This window comes from Microbacterium plantarum, assembly GCF_035231185.1.
In the GTDB taxonomy this organism is placed as follows: domain Bacteria; phylum Actinomycetota; class Actinomycetes; order Actinomycetales; family Microbacteriaceae; genus Microbacterium; species Microbacterium plantarum.
Genome location: NZ_CP141117.1, coordinates 3166277 through 3182674 on the forward strand (window position 1 = coordinate 3166277; position 16398 = coordinate 3182674).

Here is a 16398-nt window from a genome sequence, read left to right on the forward strand (position 1 = left end):
GGAGGCACATGGACGGCGACGTCCTCGAAGCGACCCGCGCGATCATCCCCCGTCTGCGCCCGGCCGAGGTGCAGGTGGCTCGCGCGGTGCTCGACGACCCCGCTTTCGCCGTGACCGCGACCGTCACGACACTCGCCGAGCGCGCGTCGGTCTCGCAGGCGTCGGTCGTCCGCTTCGCGAAGAGCCTCGGATTCGCGGGGTACCCCTCGTTCCGCGTCGAGCTCGCCCAGGAGGTCTCACGGCGAGCGATCGAGCTCGAGCGCTCGAATATCGCTGAGGGCGAGCTGAACCCGTCGGACTCCCCCGCCGAGATGGTCGCGAAGGTCGCGTTCCACGAGGCGCGGACGATCGAGCAGACCGGCCGGATGCTCGATCTCGACGCCCTCGAACGCATCGCCCGAGCGATCGCCGACAGCGAGCGGGTCGTCACCTTCGGCGTCGGCGCGTCGGGCCTCGCCGCGGCCGACCTCGCGCAGAAGCTGCAGCGCATCGGCATCATGTGCCTGAGCTCCCACGACACGCACGTTCAGCTCGTGCACGCCGCGCTCGCCGACGAACGCACCACCGCGATCGCGTTCTCGTTCAGCGGCGGCACGATCGATGTACTGCGCGCCGTCGAGATCGCCTCGAACGCCGGAGCGTTCACGGTCGCGATCACCAACGACACCGACTCGCCCCTCGCCGCTGCGGCATCCGCCACCCTGCGCACCCCCGCTCGAGAGGCGACCCTGCGCGCTGCAGCGCTCGCGAGCCGGATGGCGCAGCTCGCCGTCGCGGACTTCGTCTTCATCCGGGTCGCCCAGCTGCGCTACCCCGACCTCGACGCCGCCCTCAGTGCCACCCGCGCCGCCGTCGGCACCCAGCACCTGACCCGGTGACCCGGGCCCATCCCCGTCGAGTCGCCAAAGAGTGCGGATGCGAGGATGCCAGCATCCGCATTCCCTGGCGACTCGACGTGGAAGAGCAGGGGCGGTTCAGGGCTGCAGGATGCCGTCGACGCGGCGGGGGATGCCGAGCGGGTTGGCCTCCTGCAAGGCGGCGGGCAGCAGCGCCTCGGGCACGTTCTGATACGCGACCGGCCGCAGGAAGCGGGTGATCGCGGCGGTTCCGACCGACGTCGTCCCGACCGCTGTCGTGGCGGGGTACGGGCCGCCGTGCTGCTGCGCCCACGTCACGGAGACACCGGTCGGCCACTGGTTCCACAGCACGCGGCCGGCCTTCGTCGCGAGCACCGGCAGCAGCTCGGCCGCCACCGCGTCGCCCTCCTCGGCGACGATCGTCGCGGTCAACTGACCCTCGAGCAGCTTCGCGACCGCAACGAGCTGGGCATCGTCGTCGTACTCGGCGACGAGGGCCGCCGGCCCGAACATCTCCGACACGAGGGCGTCGGGGTCGGCGATCACCGCTGCGGCGGTCGTCCGCAGCAGGGCGGGCGCGGGCGGCGTGTCGCTGTCCGACGAGGGAGCCCCGACGAGCACGTCGACCCCGTCGTGCTGCGCGGCGCCGTCGAACGCCCGGCGGAAGCCCGACGCGATCGAATCGTTGAGCAGCGGCGCAGGCCCCGGCAGCACGATCGAGGCGAGCGCGTCGACGACTCCCGACCCCGCGGGCACGAGCAGCAGGCCGGGCTTCGTACACAGCTGCCCCGCGCTGCCGACGACCGAGGCGACGAACTGCTCGGCGATCTCCGCCGGCCGCGACTCGGCGGCACCGCGCGTGACGAACGCGGGGTTCACGCTGCCGAGCTCGCCGTAGAACGGGATCGGCTCGGGCCGCGACATCGCGATGTCGAACAGCGCGCGGCCGCCGGCGATCGACCCGGTGAAGGCGGCGGCACGGACCTCGGGATGCCGCAGCGCGTGCACCCCGGCATCCGTCCCGTGGATGACCGTGAAGATACCCGCGGGCGCGCCCGCCGCCGAGAGGGCCGCCGTGACGATCTCGCCGGTCAGCTGCGACACGTGCGGGTGGCCCGGGTGAGCCTTGAGCACGACGGCGTTCCCCGCCGCGAGCGCGCTGGCGGTGTCGCCGCCGGCGACGGAGAACGCGAAGGGGAAGTTGCTCGCCGCGAACACCAGCACCGTGCCGATGCCCTCGAGCTGACGCCGGATGTCGGGGCGCGGTGCCCCCATCGGATAGTCGGCGACCGCGTGGTCGATGCGCGCATCGAGCCAGGAGCCCTCGGCGAGCACCTCGGCGAACAGGCGCAGCTGGAACGTCGTGCGCTTCAGCTCGCCGCGCAGCCGCGCCTCGGCGAGATGCGTCTCACGGCCGGCGAGGAGCACGAGGTCGTCGGCACGCGCGTCGAGCCCGTCGGCCACCGCGCGCAGCGCCTCGCCCCGGACGGCGATCGACGCCGCTCGCCAGGCCGATGACGCCTCGGCGGCGAGCCCGACGAACGCGTCGACCTCGGCGATCGGGGTGTCGGCGACGGGCGTCGCCGTGGCGGGGGATGCTGCGGTGGTCATGAGCGTTCCTTCCGGGGAGAGAGGTCTGCGGAGTCGGGGAGGTCTGCGGGGTCGGTGACGTCTGCGGGGTCGGCGGCGGCGGTGAACCCGGCGGGACCGGCGAAGCCCGCGAGGTCGGCGGAACCCGGGGGCTCGGCCTGCGCCGCGGGCTCGGCCAGCTCGGCGAGATCTGCGACGCGGAGGGGCGTACCGATCGGCCGGCGCACGAGGGGCTCGACATCGGCGGCCCGCCGGGGACGTCCGGTCTCCTGGCCGACGAGGCACGAGAGCGCGAAGCCGCACACGCGCCCCTGGCACATCCCCATTCCGGGGCGCGCGGTCACGCGCACATCCCGGGCGTCGTCGGCGGCGAGGTCGGTCACCGTGTCGCGGACGGCCGAGACCGGCACCTCCTCACACCGGCAGACGAGGGTGTCGTCGCGGAGCCAGGTCGCCCACTGCTCGGGCACGGGGCTCGCCCGATGCATCCCGACCGCGAAGCTCCGACCGCGCGCGATCCGCCGCCGCAGACGCCGGGCCGATGCCATCGGCACCGCGAGACCCGCGTCGACGGCCGCCGCGAGGGCTGCCAGCTCACCCTCGGCGCACGACTGCACGGCGCCGCCGATGCCGGTCGCCTCGCCGGCTGCGTAAAGACCGGGAACACTCGTGCGCTGGTCGCCGTCGACGACCGCGACGAGCGACCCGTCGACGTCGATCCGGGTCTCCGCCCCGGCACCGACCACGAGCTCGATCTGCGGGGTGAAGCCCCAGCCGAAGGCGACGAGATCGATGTCGAGGGTGCGCTCCGTCCCCGGACGCACGCGCCCGGCGGCATCCACCCGGGCGATCGTCGCGCCGGTCACTCGCCCCTCCCCCGCGACGGACGTCACGATCGTGCGGGTGCGGAGCGGGATGCGTTCTCGGACGAAGGTCGTCGCATAGCCGACCCCTTCGATGAGCTTGCCCGGCTCCTGCAGCGCCCGCAGCGGCGTCGCGGCCCAGCGCGACAGCGCGTTCGCCTCGCAGACGGCCACGACCTCGACGCCCGCTCGCGCGAGTCCCGCCGCCACCGACAGGAGGAACGGCCCGGTTCCCGCGACGACGGCGCGACGGCCGGCCGCGACCTGGTTCGCCTTCAGCATCGCCTGCACGCCGCCGGCGGCCATGACGCCGGGCAGCGTCCAGCCCGGCACGGGCAGCTGCCGGTCGTAGGCTCCGGGCGCGAGCACCACGCGCTCGGCGCGGATCGCGCGATCGACCGCTGCCGCGGCATCCATCCCGGTCACGGCGGTCGTCCGCAGCAGGAACCCGCCGGCCGCCTCGCGGTCGATCCGCCACACCTGCCGGCCGGCGCGGTGGACGACGCCTCCGGCCTCGATCTGACGCCGCAGCCGATCGCGCAGTCCGCGATAGTGCTGCCAGTGGTGGTGCCCCGTGTGCTCGGGATCGGCGAAAGCACCGAGGTGCCGTTCGTCGGGATGCCGCCAGTACTGGCCGCCCGTTTGCGTGCCCGCGTCGACGAGGACGACCCGCAACCCGGCCTCGGCCGCAGTGACGGCCGCCGACAGGCCCGCCGGTCCGGCCCCGACGACGGCGAGGTCGGCGCGATTCTCGACGCTCACGGCTCAGCCCCCTCCGGCGCGGGCAGCGGCAGGGGCGCGTCCGGATTGTCGCTGCGGACGTCCTGCCCGGCCCGTGCGGGCGTGACGCAGGCGCGCTGCGAGCGCTGTCCATCGACGCTCAGCAGGCAGTCGTAGCAGACGCCGATGCCGCAGAAGAGCCCGCGGGGCTCGCCGCTCCCCCGCGTGGCCCGCCACGAGACGACGCCGGATGCCGCGAGCGCGCCACCCACGGTCTGGCCGGGGCGGAACGGCACCGGCGCCCCGTCGAAGCGGAAGGTCTCGTCGCTCGTGATGTCCGCGCTCATGCCGCGACCCGCTCCGCGAAGCGCTCGGGCCGGAAGGCGTCGAGCGGCAGGTCGGTCGGCTCGCCGCGGAGCGCCTGCACGATGAGGGCGGCCGTGCCAACGGAGAGTCCGATGCCCGCGCCCTCGTGCCCCGCGGCGTGCCAGAGACCCGGAAGCCGGGCGTCGGGACCGATGACCGGCAGGTGGTCGGGGCAGTACGGCCGGAAACCCGAGTAGGTGCGAAGGATCTGCACGTCGGCGAGCACCGGGAACAGCTCGGCGCCCGCGCGCGCGACGCGTCCGACGGCTTCGGCCGAGAACGACGTGTCGAAGCCGACGCGTTCGCGGCTCGCCCCCATGAGGATCGTGCCGCTCGGCGTCCCCTCGACGACCGAAGAGACCTGGAGCCCCGCATCCGACGACGCGACGTTCTGCACGTACTCGGCCGCGTACACCTTGTGCCGCACGGTCACCGGGACGGGCTCGGTCACGAGCACGAAGCCGCGCCGGGGCAGGACGGGCAGCTCGAGCCCGGCGAGCGTGGCGATCTCGCCCGCCCATGGCCCGGCGCAGTTGACGACGACGCCCGCGTCCATCGCGCCCGCGGAGGAATCGATGCCGATCGCACGTCCGGCGCGGGTGCGGATGCCGGTGACCGTGACGCCGGTCAGCAATCGGGCGCCGCGGTCGCGGGCGAGCCGCAGCAGATGATGCGCGGCGAGCACGGGCTGCACCTGGGCGTCGTCGGGGTAGTAGACGCCACCGGCCATCGCGGGGTTCAGGTACGGCTCGATGTCGTGCAGTGCCGCGATGTCGGGGACGTCTTCGGCCCGGATGCCGAGCGAGCGCTGATGTTCGGCGAGCGCGTCGAGGGCCGTCTTGCCGCCCTCGCTCGCCGCGACGACGAGTCCGCCTTTGGCCTCGAACTCCCACCGCGCCGCGTGTTCGGCGAGCTCACCGCGCCAGATGCGCTGCGAGTGGAGAGCGAGTTCGAGCTCGGGTCCGACCTCCTTGTCCGAGACGAGGAGGTTGCCCTCGCACCGGCTCGTCGTGCCGGCCGCGATCGTTCCTCGCTCGACGACGGTCACCGAGAACCCTGCCTCCGCCGCCGCACGGGCGACCGCCGCGCCGACGATGCCCGCGCCGATGACGAGGACGTCGGGATTCCCGGGGCGTTCCGTCACGTGCCGACACCGCCGTCCGCGACATCCGAGCGTGCGGGGGCTTCGCCCGACCAGTCGGTCAGCACGTGCTCGATGTGGCGGTGGACGAGGTCGCGAGCGCCCGCGGCATCGCCCGCCTCGATCGCGTCGAGCATCAGGTCGTGCTCGTGGGCCGAGGCGACGAGCCGCCCCTGCTCGTGCAGGTTCGCCAGACCGAACAGGCGCGTCTGCGAGCGGAGCCCCGCGACGAGGTCGACGAGCCGGGCGTTACCGGCGTACTGCAGCAGCGCGAGGTGGAAGTCGCTGTCGGCGGCGAGGTACTCCACCAGGTCGCCCGACTGGGCGCCCGCGACGATGTCGGCGGCCTTGCGCCGGAGGTCCGGCAGCGCCGAGGCCGGGATGAGCGGGGTCGCGCGCTCCATGGCGGGCGGCTCGAGCATGAGGCGCAGTTCGGTCACCTCGCGGAGGTCGCGCTCGGACACTTCGGTGATCTGGAAGCCGCGATTAGGGATCGTGACGACGAGACCCTCGCGGGCGAGGTCAAGCATCGCCTCGCGGATGGGCGTGGCCGAGACGCCGAACTGCTCACCGAGGCTCGGCGCCGAGTACACCCGGCCGGGCTGCAGCTCGCCGCTGATGACAGCGGCGCGGAGCGCACGCGTGACGGTCGAGCGGATGCTGGGCTGCTTGTCCAGCCGGACCACGTTGCGGAACTCGGGCGTGCTCATGTCGTCTCCTCCGATGCGGACCCCCGCCGCATGACCTCCATGATCCCCTGCACGACGGCGAGGTCTTCCCAGGCCATGCCGACGCCGGTGTACACGGCGGGCGCTCCGGGCCGGCGTGAGACGCGGCCCGAGACCAGCTCGGCGAGGTTGGCGGGCTCGGCGAGCGGCGCGCCGCCAGCCGCGCCCGCGAGGTTGCCGCTCTCGCGCCGGGCCGAGGCGCGGGCCTCGACGACGACATCGGCGGCCCGCACGAGGTCGGCGCCGAGCTCACGGTGATCGAGCCCGTGCGCCCCGACGGCGGCGACGACGGCGCTCGGCGCGATGTCTCCCAGATCGACGACCGGCGTGCTCGAGGAGGTCGCGGTGACGACGACATCCGCGTCCCGTGCAGCCGCGAGCGTCCCGGCGTGGGCATCGATACCCCGCTCGCGAAGGGTCAGGACGGCATCCTCCACCCGTTCGGGCGTCCGCCCGATGATCGTCACGTCGCCGACCGGCAGGATCGCCGCGAGCGTCGTCGCGTGCTCGATCGCCTGGGGACCCGACCCCAGCACCGCGAGACGGTCGATCCGCCGCCGGGCACCGCGCGGGTCGGCGGCGAGCAGGTCGCGGACGGCGACGGCGGTGACCGCGGGCGTCCGCAGCGTCGTCAGCCGCGTGCCGTCGACGATCGCCGCAGGCTGCAAGGTCTCGCGATCGAACACCAGGTACCAGGCACTGATCTTCGGCAGCCCGAGCCGGGTGTTGCCGGGCGCGATCGTCGCCACCTTGATGCCGACGGCATCCGGTGACTCCGACGGCATCAGCAGGAAGTCGCCCGCCGTCAGCGGCGCGAAGATCCGTTCGTGGTCGGCCTCGACGTCGAGCCCCGATCGCAGCGCCGCATCGATCGCCTCGACGGCCGCGGCCGGCGTCATCGCGCGCTCGATGTCGGCCGCCGAGACGACGGGCACGCCGACCGATCCCGCGCTCACAGGACGAACCCCTCGGGGAACGGATCGCTCGGGTCGAGCATGTACTGCGCCGTGCCGGTGACCCACGCGCGGCCGGTGATCGTCGGGATCACCGCCGGGATGCCGGCGACCTCGGTCTGCTCGACGAGGCGACCCGTGAAGGCGGTGCCGATGTACGACTCGTTGACGAAGTCGGTGTGCAGCGGAAGCTCGCCGCGGGCGTGGAGCTGCGCCATGCGCGCGCTGGTGCCGGTTCCGCAGGGCGACCGGTCGAACCAGCCCGGGTGGATGGCCATCGCGTGCCGCGAGTGCCGCGCGGTCGATCCGGGCGCTTCGAGATAGACGTGATGGCAGCCGCGGATGGTGCCGTCGACCGGATGAACGGGGCTGTCGGCCTCGTCGACCGCCGCCATGATCGCCAGCCCCGCGCGCAGCAGGTCGTCCTTGCGCGACCGGTCGAACGGCAGACCGAGGTCGTCGAGGCGCACGATCGCGTAGAAGTTGCCGCCGAACGCGAGGTCATAGGTCACCGCACCGAACCCCGGGACGTCGACCGTGCGGCCGAGCCCGACGGCGAACGAGGGCACGTTGCGGATGGTGACCCGCTCGGCATGGCCGTCCGACACCGCCACCTCGGCGACGACGAGTCCCGCGGGGGTGTCGAGCCGGATCGTCGTGACGGGCTCGACGACGGGCACCATGCCGGTCTCCACCAGCACGGTGGCGACCCCGATCGTGCCGTGGCCGCACATCGGCAGGCATCCCGACACCTCGATGTAGAGCACGCCGAAGTCGGCATCCGGCCGGGTGGGCGGCTGCAGGATCGCACCGCTCATCGCGCTGTGGCCCCGCGGCTCGTTCATGAGCAGGCGTCGCAGCCCGTCGTTCTCGGCCATGAACCGCTGCCGCCGCTCCTCCATCGTGGCGCCGGGCAGGGTGCCGACGCCGCCGACGATCACCCGTGTCGGCATCCCCTCGGTATGGGAGTCCACGGCGTGGAAGACGCGCTTCGTGCGCATGAAGGAGCCTTTCGATCGTCGGCGGCGGGTTCAGCGGGCGCGGATGCCGCGGGTCAGCGGTAGCCCTTGCTCAGCACGGCCTCGGTGTCGGCGATGATACGCGCGGCCACCTCGTCGGGCAGAGCCAGCCGCGGCGGACGCGTCGTCGTGCTCGTCAGCACGCCGGCGACCTGCTGCGAGAGCTTGATCGCCTGGACGAACCAGGTCTTCGAGTCCCAGCGCAGCAGCGGGTGCAGGTCGCGGTAGATCTCGCGCGCCCGCACCCAGTCCTGCGGATCGTCGGAGGTGGAGAGCGTGTAGAGCTCGACCGTCGACGCGGGGATCGCGTTGGGGTAACCGGCGACCCAGCCCACGGCGCCGTTGAGGCCCAGCTCGAACACGACGTCATCCGACCCGATCGAGATGTCGAGGCCGGGCGCGAGCTCGCGGATCTCGTAGGCGTGACGGACGTCGCCCGAGAACTCCTTGACCGAGACGATGAGCCCCTCGGCGAACAGCCGCGCGAGCAGGTCGGGACGCAGGTCGACCTTCGTGTCGATCGGGTTGTTGTACGCGAGGATCGGCAGGCCGACCGCGGCGACCCGGCGATAGTGGTCGACGACCTCGTCGTCGCTCGCCCGGTAGGCGTTGGGCGGCAGCAGCATGACGGCCGGCGCGCCGTTCTCGGCGGCGTGCTCGGCGAAGCGCACGCTCTCGAGCGCGCCGTAGGCTCCGACGCCCGGGATGACGGCGGCGTCGGGCGCGGCCTCGACGGCGGTGAGGAAGACGCGCTTGCGCTCCTCCTCGGTGAGCGTCTGATACTCGCCGAGCGAGCCGTTGGGGATGATGCCGGTCACGCCGTTCTGCGTCGTGAAGCGCACGAGCTCGGCGTAGGCGTCGTAGTCGACGGACAGGTCGTCGTGGAACGGCAGCGTGGTCGCGAGGTTGACGCCGTGCCAGGGCTTGCGGTCGGTCATGAGTCGTTCTCCGATCTGGCGATGTCAGGCGCCGATGTCAGTGCAATTGCAATGGTATCCATTTTCGAGGCGGGCGGAAGCGTGATCCGGCGACGGGCCTCCTCATTCCCGGCGCGGTCGGTCGCGGCGAACTCGATCACCTGCTCGTGATCGGTGAGCGCTCGCACGAAGGTCTCCTGGAACGTCGCCCAGAAGGTGCCCTCGCCTTCCCAGCGGATGGCATCGACGCCGGAGACGTCGTCGGCCGCGATGAGGGTGATCTCGACGGCGGCGCCGAGCTGCTTCACCCGAGCCTCGCTCCGCGGCGGCTCGGTGTCGATCGCGAGTTCGCGTCGTACGGCACTCGACCGCCCGTCGGCATCGACCGCGCGCGCCGCGAGGCGCACCACACCCTCGCGATCGACGACGACGGGACCGTCGACCGCGCGCCAGGGGCCGTCGTCGATGCGCAGCTCGAGGCGCAACCGGTCGCTGGTCACGCCGGCGGCCCGCACCTCGACGGTCGGCGGGGCGGTGAACCAGCCCGAGGTCGCCGGTGCGGGTGAGACCACGATGTCGACGGTCGGCGGCATGACGGCATCCGGCGTCGTGGTGAGCGCCCCGACGAAGTCCCGGGCGCGGCGCGCGGCATCCGCGGTCCCGGCCGACGCGCCGCCGATCCCGAGGCCGGCGTCGAGCCCCGCGCCGATGACGGCCCGCGCCTCGGAAGCACTCACGAGCGAGTCCGCCATCCCGATGCGGCACACCGCGACGAGGCGGTCGAGCAGCTCGGCGTCGTCCTGCGGCGCGGGCTCGGCCCACAGGGCGTCGATCAGTGTGGTCCCGTCGGCGCGCCGCCGAGCAGGGACCCCCGTCTCGACGCCGGCGAATCCGATCGTGCGGTCGTCGGCTCGCGAGTACAGGTGGTACCGCTCGTCGGAGCCGTTCCAGACCGGTTCGTGGCGGAGCCCGGCGATCGATACCGCGCCGGTCGCGGCGAGCGCCGCGGAGACATCGTCGAGGTCGGCTCGGATCGCGCCTCCCGGCATCCGACGCGCATCCCACGCTCGCTCGATCGGGGTCGTCGACTCGTCGCGGGCGACTAGCGCATGCGGCCCGTACCTCAGGCTGCGCAGCGCCGGGTCGTCGATCGCCGGCTCGGACCGAAGCGCGGCGGGCAGGGTCAGCTCGATGAGCTCATCGCCCCGCCAGGTCCGGTCGATGGTGACGAAGCCGCCCGGCGCGGCATCGACGTCGACCCGATGTCCGTCGACGGCGACCTCGGCCCCGCCAGCCACCCAGTCCGGGACACGAAGATGCACCGCGAGCCGCACCGGACGGCCGGCCGTCGTCTGCACCCGGAGGGTCACGCGATCGGCGAAGGGATGCTCCTGATCGACCTCGACGCTCACGCCGCGCTCGTCCCAGCGAAGCTCAGCGGGCGTGTAACGGGCGACCCACAGCGCGGGCTCCGCGCCGGTGTCGCGGAAGAAGATACCGGCCTGGTGACCCACGTGGTTCTCGAGCCCGGTTCCGCCGCAGCACGTGCCGACGTTGTCGTACTCGGGCAGCGCCCCGGCGTGCACCGGGAACATGTACGTCACCTCGGGGCTGTCGTCGGAGTCGACCGCGCGCCGCGAGCCGAGGATGTGGTTCTGCCGCGCCCGCTCGGCGTAGTCGAGGAAGCGCGGCGCGAGCGTATGAGTGAACAGCGTCTCGGCGAGCTTGACGAGGTTGTAGGTCGCGCACGTCTCGGCGTTGCGCCGGCCGATGTCGCCGGCGACCGTGCGCGGCGGACCCCAGAGCTCGTTCTCCCCGGTGCCGCCGTGCGCGTACATCCGCCCCGGCACGACCTGGTCGAAGACGCCGATCGCCGCAGCGAGATACCGGCGTTCGCCGGTCAGTTCGTACTCGCGCACGTAGCCGACGAGCTGAGGCAGGTGCTGGTTGGCGTGCATGCCGTCGAGGATGTCGTGCCCCGACGACCCCGCCTCGAGCAGGTCTCCCTGATCGAACGCTCGCGCCGCCGCGAGGAAGCGCGGCTCGTCGACGATGGCGCTGAGCCGCGCGAGGGTCTCGTTCATGCCGCCGAACTCGCCCGCGATGTAGAGCGACCACATGCGCTGGCGGTGGTCGTGATCGAGCTTCTCGAGTCGCCCCGAGATCCAGTGCGCCATGCCCGTGACGACCTCGAGCGCCTGCTTGTCGCCCGCGAGCTCGTACGCGTCGAGCAGCCCCGCCATGAGCTTGTGACACGTGTAGTACGGCGCCCAGATCTCGCCGTAGGGGGCGAAGTGCTCCAGCCGCGCGAACTGCCACTCCCCCGAGGCGAAGAGCAGCCCCGGGTGCGAATATCGCCCGGTGGCGGCGAGCGCCTGCTGCACCTCGGCGAGACCGCCCACGAGCTCGTCGACCCGCGAGCGCAGCTCGTCGTCGTCCTCGCCCGCGGCGGCCAGCGCGAGCATCGAGAGGAAATGGCCCGCGTAATGGCCGCGCAGCAGGTTCGCCGTCTGCGCGGCCTCACGACCGGGATAGTCGTACTCGCCCCACGGCTCCTCCGCCGGGTGACCGAATCCTTCCCACGCGCCCGGAGGCTCCGCGCCGCGGGTGTCGAGCCCGGCACCTGCCCGGAACACCGCGAGGAGCCGGTCGATCGGATAGACCCGGGCGAGGTGCAGCATGCGGTCACGGGCCGGCGCGAACGCGCTCGTCGGCTTCAGTCGCACCGCCCCGTAGGGGAACGGCAGCGCGCGGGGTGCGGCATCCGTCATCGCTCGCCCGTCCACTGCGCGCGCGTCCACGCCTCGACCTCGGCGGCGGAGATCGGGAGCGCCACCGACAGCACCTCCGAGCCCGAGTCGGTCACGAGCACGTCGTCTTCGAGGCGCACGCCGATGCCGCGCAGCTCGGGCGGCAGCGTGAGGTCATGCGCGTGGAAGTACAGGCCCGGCTCGACGGTCATGACGACGCCCGGCTCGAGCGCCGCGCCCATGTAGTCCTCGTAGTGCGCCTGACTGCAGTCGTGCACGTCGAGACCGAGGTGATGGCCGATCCCGCAGGCGAGGTATCGCCGGTGCTGCTGGCCCTCGGGCGACAGGGCCTCGTCGACCGAGACCGGCAGCAGCCCCCAGTCGTGCAGGCCCTGCGCGACGACCTCCATCGCGGCGAAGTGGAAATCGAGATACGCCACGCCCGGGCGGATGCGGTCGAGTCCCGCGCGGTGCGCCTTCTCGACCAGGTCGTGCACCGCACGCTGGGTCTCCGAGAACGTACCGCTCGCGGGAACCGTGCGGGTCACGTCGGCGGTGTAGAGCGACCGGGCCTCGACGCCCATGTCGAGCAGCAGCGCGGCATCCGGCACGACGTCGCCGTCGCATCGCACCCAGTGCAGGATCGGCGCGTGCGCTCCCGACCCGACGATCGTGGAGTAGCCGGGCCCGTTCCCGAACGTGCGGGCGTGCCGGTCGAACGTCCCCTGCAGCCACCGCTCGCCGAGGCCGTCGGCGATGGCTCGCGGCACCTCGGCCACGACAGCACCGAACCCGGCGACCGTGGCGTCGACGGCCGCGCGGAGCTGCCCGATCTCCCACTCGTCCTTCACCATGCGCAGGCGGGCGAGCGCACGTTCGAGCTCGGCCGACACCTCCGCGCCGACCTCGGCGGCGAGCGCGGCGGCCGAACGCGCGGCCGAGGCGCCCCGCAGCTCGGAGTGGCGGCGCTCCAGCGCAGCGAGAGGCTCGACGGTCATCCCCAGCGCGTCGGCCCACTCCGGCAGACCGGCAGACGGGCCGACCCAGAGTTCGCCGTGGTTCGCATCCGAGAAGAACCCGGCATCGCCGGGGCGGAACGGCGGCGGCAGGTACAGCACGGCGTCGTGTCCGCCGGCGGCGGGCCACAGCACGATCACGGCGCCCTCGACCTGGCACGCCGTCAGCCAGACGAAGCCGCTGTCGGCGCGGAAGCCGTAGTGCGCGTCGTCGTTGCGGACAGGCGCGTGCCCCGCCGCAGCGACGATCACGTGCCCGGGAAGGGCGGCGCTGAGGCGATCGCGATGAGCGGATGCCGCGGCCGCGGCGCCCGCGGGCAGGTGCGGTCTGGTCGGCACGTCGGCCCAGTCGCGCGAGACGAACTCGGTGAACGCCGGTACCTGCGCGAGGCGCGGGTATCGTGTGCCGGCGTAGGGGGGACGGGTGGTGTCGGCAGCAGTCATCGCTTCTCTCCTCCGCGGTCTCGGACCAGCTCGCGCAGTCGCGTGAACGTGCGACCGGAGCCGATGCCGTCGTGCTCGAACTCGTTCGTCACCCACGACTGGGCGTTGCCGATGCGCGACAGCGTGTCGAGCTGCAGCCCGGCATCGACGTACATGTCGTCGAAGTACACCGCCGCCGCGAGCGGCACGTCGTTCGCGGCGAGCCGGTCGAGGTCGTACAGCGGCGTCCAGGAGGCACGGCCGGCCAGCGCGTGGACAGCATCCCGGAATCCCCGCAGCAGACGCACCTCGTCGAACATCCAGGGGAAGGCCATCTCGCCCGTGAACAGCAGCGGCCGCCGGTCCTCGTCGAACTCGGGACGACGGTCGCGCTCGGCCTGCGCCGCCCACGCGGTCGGCCCGCTGGCCGGGTCGCCGTAAATCGATTCCTGCAGGGTCCAGAACAGCGGGTTGCCGGCGCTGGAGCTGAGCGACTGCACGTCGGCGAGGAACGCCTCCGACAGCCGCCCCGGCCGGGCGAACGCCTTCTCGACGAGCCAGTGCAGGCGCTCGTGGCCGGGCTTCATCCCGAGGTCGATCCCGAGCGACTGGAAGCGGCGCACGGTCAGCACGTCGCCGTCCGGGAGCCTCACGTCGCCCTCGGCGAGCCGGTCGGCGATGCGCGCGATCGCCGTGGCGTCCTCGGGGAATCGCCGGTACAGCTCAGCCGTCTTCGCCGCGACGCGGTCGAAAGTGCGCGCGTAGACCTCGGCCGCGCGCGGCGGGGTGCCGGGGATGCCGCCGCAGACGTAACAGGCCGTCAGCGCCTGGGGCGCGAGCGACAGATAGGTGAGGGTCAGGAAGCCGCCGTAGCTCTGTCCGAGAGTGGCCCATCGCCGACCGCCGAAGAGCGTCTCGCGCACGTGCTCGAGGTCGCGGACGATCGAGTCGGCCCGGTGGAGGGCGAGGAGGTCCGCGCCGGCCGCGGCGTCGAGCCCCGCCACGTCGACGGCTTCGAGGGGCGTGCTGCCCCCGGTTCCGCGCTGGTCGACGAGCACCACGCGATAGTCCCGCAGTGCCTCGTCGATCCATCCGTCTCGGCGCAGCGGCCGCGGGTTCGCCCCGCCGGGCCCGCCCTGCAGGAACGCGAGCAGCGGGAGGTCGTCGCGCGCGCGATCGGGATCGACGAGCTCGCGGACGAGCAGCTCGATCGTGCCGGCCGCTGCTGTGCCGCCGCTCCAGTCGAGCGGGACGTCGATGCGACGCTCCGCGACGCGGATGCCGGGCAGGTGGTACTCGTTCGTCATGACGCCTCCGTCTGGGTATCGGATGCCGCGGCTGCCGCGCGGGCCCGGCGGGCCTTCTCGGCGGCGCGCCGGCGGCGGTCCCACTCGGGGTTGATGCGGGGCACCGCCGCGAGCAGCGTACGGGTGTACTCGTGCTGAGGGCTCTCGAAGACGCGGTCGCGCTCCCCCGTCTCCACGATGGAACCGCGGCTCATCACGGCGATGCGCGTAGCGATCTGGCGCACGACGGCGAGGTCGTGCGCGATGAAGAGGTACGCGAAGCCCTCGTCGCGCTGCAACGCGGTCAGCAGGTTGATGACCTGCGCCTGCACCGACACGTCGAGCGCCGACACGGCCTCATCGCAGATCACCATCTTCGGGCCGACCGCGAGCGCCCGGGCGATTCCGATGCGCTGCGCCTGACCTCCCGAGAACTGCGCCGGATAGCGGTCGGAATGGTCGGGATTGAGCCCCACCCGGTCCATGAGCGACCGTGTGAAGGCGCGCGCCCCACCCGGGATCTTCCGGTTCTGATACCGCAGCGGCGCCGTCACGAGTCGCTCGACGGTGTGCTTGGGGTTGAGCGACGAATACGGGTCCTGGAAGATCACCTGCACGTCGCTGCGGAACGCCAGGAGATCGCGCCCCTGCAGGTGCGTGACATCCCGTCCCTCGAACTCGATCGTCCCCGCCGTGGTGTCCATGAGACGGGCGATCAGTCGCGCGGCGGTCGACTTGCCCGAGCCCGACTCGCCGACGAGCGCGAGGGTCTCGCCCCGCCGGATGTCGAGGTCGACGCCGTCCACAGCGCGGAAGCGACTGCTGCGCGAGAACATCGTCGCGCCGGGGCTCGCGAACTCCTTGACGAGGCCCGTCGCGCGGCACAGCGGCGCGGTCTGGTCGGTCATGCCGTCTCCTCCTCGATCTCGTTGTCCGGCACGATCGCGATGTCGGTCGTGCGCAGCTCGCCGATCGCGTCGTCGATGCGCGGCACGGCGTCCAGCAGTCGCCGCGTGTACTCCTCCTGCGGGTCGCTGAAGACCTCTTCGACGCTGCCCCTCTCGACCATGCGACCGGCTCGCATGACGACGATCTGCTCCGTCACCTCGCTGACGACCGCGAGGTCGTGGGTGATGAGGATGAGACCGGCGCCCGTGTCGCGACGGATCTCCGCGAGCAGGTCGAGGATCTGCGCCTGCACCGTCACGTCGAGGGCCGTGGTCGGCTCGTCGGCGATGATCAGCTCGGGCTCCATGCTGAGAGCCATCGCGATCATGATGCGCTGCCGCATCCCGCCCGAGAACTGGTGCGGGTAGTGGTCGACACGCTTCGCGGCATCCCGGATGTGCACCCGCTCCATCGCCTCGATCGCGACCCGCCGGGCCTCGCGACGCGAGACGCCCGACCGGTGAGAGCGGTACGCCTCGGCGATCTGCGTGCCGACGGTGTAATAGGGGTTCAGCGACGACAGGGGGTCCTGGAAGATCATCGCGATCCGGTCACCGCGGACCTGACGCATCTCCCGGCCGGGAAGGGTGAGCAGATCGCGTCCGTCGAAGGTGACCGAGCCCGTAGCGCTGCCTCCCTTCGGGAGCAGCCCCATGATCGCGAGGCTCGTCATCGACTTGCCCGAGCCCGACTCGCCGACGATGCCGACGGCCCCGCCGCGCGGGATCGCGAAGCTCAGGCCGTCGACGACGCGGGCGGTGCCGCCGGCGGTGCGGAACTGCACCGTCAGGTCATCGACGCGCAGGAGGTCATCCGTCATC

The 16398-nt window shown here is 72.6% G+C and carries 14 protein-coding genes; 1 reads left to right on the top strand and 13 read right to left on the bottom strand.

The window, feature by feature from the left end; all coding sequences use genetic code 11:
• The first annotated feature begins 8 nt into the window (after nt 1–8).
• Nucleotides 9–878 (top strand): MurR/RpiR family transcriptional regulator, encoded by an 870-nt coding sequence (locus VC184_RS15390; RefSeq protein ID WP_274179459.1) that lies wholly within the window; start codon nt 9–11, stop codon nt 876–878.
• Nucleotides 879–974: 96 nt separating this feature from the next.
• On the opposite strand, the gene VC184_RS15395 is transcribed toward VC184_RS15390, so the two are convergent.
• From VC184_RS15395 to VC184_RS15455, 13 genes are read right to left on the bottom strand one after another with little or no spacing between them, the layout of a single operon-like run.
• On the bottom strand, nt 975–2468 hold the full coding sequence (locus VC184_RS15395) for an aldehyde dehydrogenase (NADP(+)) (RefSeq protein ID WP_282501659.1): 1494 nt from the start codon (nt 2466–2468) through the stop codon (nt 975–977).
• Entirely contained in the window at nt 2465–4072 is a 1608-nt protein-coding gene (locus VC184_RS15400) for an FAD-dependent oxidoreductase (protein WP_282501660.1), read from the bottom strand. Before VC184_RS15400 ends, VC184_RS15395 begins: the two co-directional genes overlap by 4 nt.
• Nucleotides 4069–4377, bottom strand: a complete 309-nt coding sequence (locus VC184_RS15405) for a (2Fe-2S)-binding protein (RefSeq protein ID WP_274179462.1) — start codon at nt 4375–4377, stop codon at nt 4069–4071. Before VC184_RS15405 ends, VC184_RS15400 begins: the two co-directional genes overlap by 4 nt.
• Nucleotides 4374–5540: an NAD(P)/FAD-dependent oxidoreductase gene (locus VC184_RS15410; protein ID WP_282501662.1), complete on the bottom strand. Its 1167-nt coding sequence runs from the start codon at nt 5538–5540 to the stop codon at nt 4374–4376. Before VC184_RS15410 ends, VC184_RS15405 begins: the two co-directional genes overlap by 4 nt.
• A complete protein-coding gene (locus VC184_RS15415) occupies nt 5537–6247 on the bottom strand; it encodes a GntR family transcriptional regulator (RefSeq protein ID WP_112617632.1) in 711 nt (236 codons plus the stop codon). The genes VC184_RS15410 and VC184_RS15415 overlap by 4 nt, the downstream gene beginning before the upstream one ends.
• Nucleotides 6244–7221: an ornithine cyclodeaminase family protein gene (locus VC184_RS15420; protein WP_323986804.1), complete on the bottom strand. Its 978-nt coding sequence runs from the start codon at nt 7219–7221 to the stop codon at nt 6244–6246. Before VC184_RS15420 ends, VC184_RS15415 begins: the two co-directional genes overlap by 4 nt.
• Nucleotides 7218–8219, bottom strand: a complete 1002-nt coding sequence (locus tag VC184_RS15425) for a proline racemase family protein (protein ID WP_274179465.1) — start codon at nt 8217–8219, stop codon at nt 7218–7220. Before VC184_RS15425 ends, VC184_RS15420 begins: the two co-directional genes overlap by 4 nt.
• Before the next feature lie 53 nt (nt 8220–8272).
• Nucleotides 8273–9175, bottom strand: a complete 903-nt coding sequence (locus tag VC184_RS15430; protein WP_112617629.1) for a dihydrodipicolinate synthase family protein — start codon at nt 9173–9175, stop codon at nt 8273–8275.
• The gene (locus VC184_RS15435) at nt 9172–11955 is read right to left on the bottom strand and encodes a beta-L-arabinofuranosidase domain-containing protein (RefSeq protein ID WP_323986805.1); all 2784 of its coding nucleotides are present in this window, start codon (nt 11953–11955) and stop codon (nt 9172–9174) included. Before VC184_RS15435 ends, VC184_RS15430 begins: the two co-directional genes overlap by 4 nt.
• Nucleotides 11922–13364, bottom strand: a complete 1443-nt coding sequence (locus VC184_RS15440; protein ID WP_323986806.1) for an aminopeptidase P family protein — start codon at nt 13362–13364, stop codon at nt 11922–11924. Before VC184_RS15440 ends, VC184_RS15435 begins: the two co-directional genes overlap by 34 nt.
• Nucleotides 13361–14650, bottom strand: a complete 1290-nt coding sequence (locus VC184_RS15445) for an alpha/beta fold hydrolase (RefSeq protein ID WP_274179469.1) — start codon at nt 14648–14650, stop codon at nt 13361–13363. The genes VC184_RS15440 and VC184_RS15445 overlap by 4 nt, the downstream gene beginning before the upstream one ends.
• Nucleotides 14647–15537, bottom strand: coding sequence for an ATP-binding cassette domain-containing protein (locus tag VC184_RS15450; RefSeq protein WP_112617626.1), 891 nt, complete (start codon nt 15535–15537; stop codon nt 14647–14649). Before VC184_RS15450 ends, VC184_RS15445 begins: the two co-directional genes overlap by 4 nt.
• Nucleotides 15534–16397 (bottom strand): ABC transporter ATP-binding protein, encoded by an 864-nt coding sequence (locus VC184_RS15455; protein ID WP_323986807.1) that lies wholly within the window; start codon nt 16395–16397, stop codon nt 15534–15536. The genes VC184_RS15450 and VC184_RS15455 overlap by 4 nt, the downstream gene beginning before the upstream one ends.
• Between the last annotated feature and the right edge of the window lies 1 nt (nt 16398).